Genomic DNA, 2,945 nt, shown 5'->3' with positions numbered 1-2,945 from the left:
GGTGTATAATTATGCTATCGCAAAGGACAGTAGAAATAAGGGGGATTTTTAATATGAAAAAAGGAATGTTAAAAAAGATATTTGCTATAGCTACAATTGGAGTGATGAGTTTAGGATTAATCAGTTGTGGAGGAAAAAAGACTGATGAACCTACAGACAAGCTATCACAAATAAAAGAAAATGGAAAGTTAGTAGTTGGATTAAGTGCAGATTATGCACCTTATGAATTCCATATTATGAATGAAGAAGGAAAAGATGAAATAGTTGGATTCGATATCGATATAGCTAATGAAATAGCTAAGGATATGGGAGTTGAATTAGAAATACAAGATATGAATTTTGAAAATTTAGTAGCTGGTGTTTCATCAGGTAAAATAGATTTAGCAATTTCAGGTATGTCTCCTGATGATGAAAGAAGGAAATCAGTTGATTTCTCAGATATTTATTATATTGCAGAACATGGATTTTTAGTTAAAGCAGAAAATAAGGACAAGTATAAAACTTTTGAAGACTTAAAAGGGCAAAAAGTTGGAGCACAAATGGGAGCTATTCAAGCTGATATAGCTGAAGAAAAAATACCAGAAGTTGATCTTCAATTATTATCAAATGTTAATGACTTAGTTTTAAGCTTAAAAACTGGAAAGATAGAAGCTTTAGTAGTTGAATTACCAGTTGCTGAAATGATAGTTAAGAACAATCCAGAATTAGTAGTTGGCGAAGAAAAAGCAACAGACGCTGAAGGTGGTTCTGCTGTCGCATTACAAAAAGAGCAACAAGCATTATTAGATTTAATTAATACTACAATTAAAAGAATAAAAGATGAAAAATTATTAGATCAATTTATAGTAGATGCAACTGCATTAGCTGAAAAGCAAGTTGAAAATTAAGATAGAAGTTGAAGCGTAGATAGTTTTGAACTAACTCAGAGTTTCTGAGTTAGTACTTAATTTTCACATAAGATTGATTTGCTGATTTTTATATAATAGACAAGGGGTGTAAGGTTTGACTTTAGATTTTAGTTTTTTATCTGGTTATATGAATTATTTTTATGATGGTGTTAAATGGACACTATTAATATCTTTTATAAGTGTTTTATTAGGTGTTTTATTAGGATCCTTATTAACTTTTATGAAAAGATCTAAATTTACTATTTTAAAAGTAAATCCATTAAAATTAATTGCATCTATATATATTGAAATAATGAGAGGAACTCCAATGCTTCTTCAAATTATGATAGTTTATTATGCATTTGATGAATTATTAGGAATAAATATGAAACCACTTACAGCTGGTATTATTGCAGTTTCTTTAAATTCAGCAGCTTATGTTTCAGAAATAATAAGAGCAGGTATAGATGCAGTTGATAAGGGACAATATGAAGCAGCAAGAAGTTTAGGGATGAGTCAATTTATGGCTATGAAGCTAATAGTAATGCCTCAAGCTATAAGCAATATCTTACCTGCAATAGGTAATGAGTTTGTTACAGTAATTAAGGAATCTTCAATGGCGTCTGTTATTGGGGTTGGTGAATTAATGTATAGTGCAAAAGTAGTTACTGGAAGAACTTTTAGAGCTTTTGAACCTTTAATAATAGCAGCAGTATTTTATTTTGTAATTACATTTACACTTGGAAGACTTATGAATTACATCGAAAGGAGAATGAAGGCTAGTGATAAACGTTAAGAATTTGCATAAATGTTTTGGAGAAAATGAAGTATTAAAAGGCATAAATGAAAATATTAAAAAAGGTGAAGTTGTAGTTGTTATTGGACCTTCAGGATCAGGGAAGAGTACTTTTTTAAGATGTCTAAACTTATTAGAAGTACCTACAGATGGAGAAATAATTTTTGAAGATAAAAATATAACAGATAAAAACACTAACATTAATGAAATAAGAGAAAAGATGGGGATGGTATTTCAACAATTTAACTTATTCCCACATAAGACAGTTTTGAATAACCTAACTATTGCACCTATAAATGTAAAAAATAAATCTAAAGCAGAAGCAGAAGAAAAGGCAATGGATTTATTAAAAAAAGTAGGATTATTAGATAAAGCAGATGCTTATCCAGCATCCTTATCTGGTGGACAAAAACAAAGAATTGCAATTGCAAGAGCTTTAGCAATGGAACCTGATGTTATGCTTTTTGATGAACCTACCTCAGCATTAGACCCAGAAATGGTTGGAGAAGTTTTAAATGTTATGAAGGATCTTGCAAAGGAAGGAATGACTATGGTAGTAGTTACTCATGAAATGGGCTTTGCAAGAGAAGTTGGAGATAGAATATTATTTATGGATGGCGGAAATATAGTAGAACAAGGAACACCTGAAGAAATATTTGATAATCCTAAAAATCCAAGAACACAAGACTTCTTGTCTAAAGTACTTTAGACAATTAACAGTTAACAATTAGCAATTATTGATAAAACTCGGCTTAGGCTGAGTTTTTTTACTTTAGTGAAATGAAAAATTAAGAATTAAAAATGAGAATCTTGGATAGAACTAAGTGCAAGACTAAATTTTTTATTTGGGTACGTTTTAAGATAATGTTGATATTAGATTATAAGAAAAGTGGACAAACTATCTGACCACTTTTAATGAGAAATATATTAAAAATATTATTTAGTACCTACATAGCTTTTCTTTCTCGTATAAAATTCTAACATATAGTTTAATCCCCAAAAAATTATTATTGTTGTAATAAGAAATACTTGAGGATTTCTATCAGTTAGATTCCACGCTAAATAAAAAATAAGTAATAAAACTGAATTCATTAACCCAAAAATCAATTGTGTATCATAGTATTTATCATTTAAAACAATATATTTATCATTTAGCATATATACAGTTTTTTTATTTCTGTAGTATATAATATTGTAAATAATGAATATTGTTGCGATAATACAACCCATGATAGATAATAAATCCATAAAACTTTCCTCCT

4 protein-coding genes are annotated in these 2,945 nt (G+C 29.0%); 3 read left to right on the top strand and 1 reads right to left on the bottom strand.

Features of this window, described 5'->3' with window-relative positions; translation table 11 throughout:
* Positions 1-53 precede the first annotated feature (53 nt).
* The 3 genes from E6248_RS14920 (at position 54) to E6248_RS14910 (ending at position 2,392) form a co-directional block, all read left to right on the top strand.
* Positions 54-887: a transporter substrate-binding domain-containing protein gene (locus tag E6248_RS14920; protein WP_316341567.1), complete on the top strand. Its 834-nt coding sequence runs from the start codon at positions 54-56 to the stop codon at positions 885-887.
* A gap of 148 nt (positions 888-1,035) precedes the next feature.
* Positions 1,036-1,683, top strand: coding sequence for an amino acid ABC transporter permease (locus E6248_RS14915; protein ID WP_316341568.1), 648 nt, complete (start codon positions 1,036-1,038; stop codon positions 1,681-1,683).
* Positions 1,670-2,392 (top strand): amino acid ABC transporter ATP-binding protein, encoded by a 723-nt coding sequence (locus E6248_RS14910; protein WP_316341566.1) that lies wholly within the window; start codon positions 1,670-1,672, stop codon positions 2,390-2,392. The genes E6248_RS14915 and E6248_RS14910 overlap by 14 nt, the downstream gene beginning before the upstream one ends.
* 227 nt (positions 2,393-2,619) lie before the next feature.
* On the opposite strand, the gene E6248_RS14905 is transcribed toward E6248_RS14910, so the two are convergent.
* Positions 2,620-2,945: hypothetical protein (locus E6248_RS14905; RefSeq protein WP_316341565.1), on the bottom strand; the 326-nt coding region annotated here is incomplete at its 5' end.

Source organism: Clostridium sp. (genome assembly GCF_032552055.1).
Taxonomy (GTDB): Bacteria; Bacillota; Clostridia; order Clostridiales; family Clostridiaceae; genus Clostridium.
The sequence above is the reverse complement of the archived record's forward strand: the minus strand, read 5'-3'. Positions and strand labels throughout refer to the sequence as shown.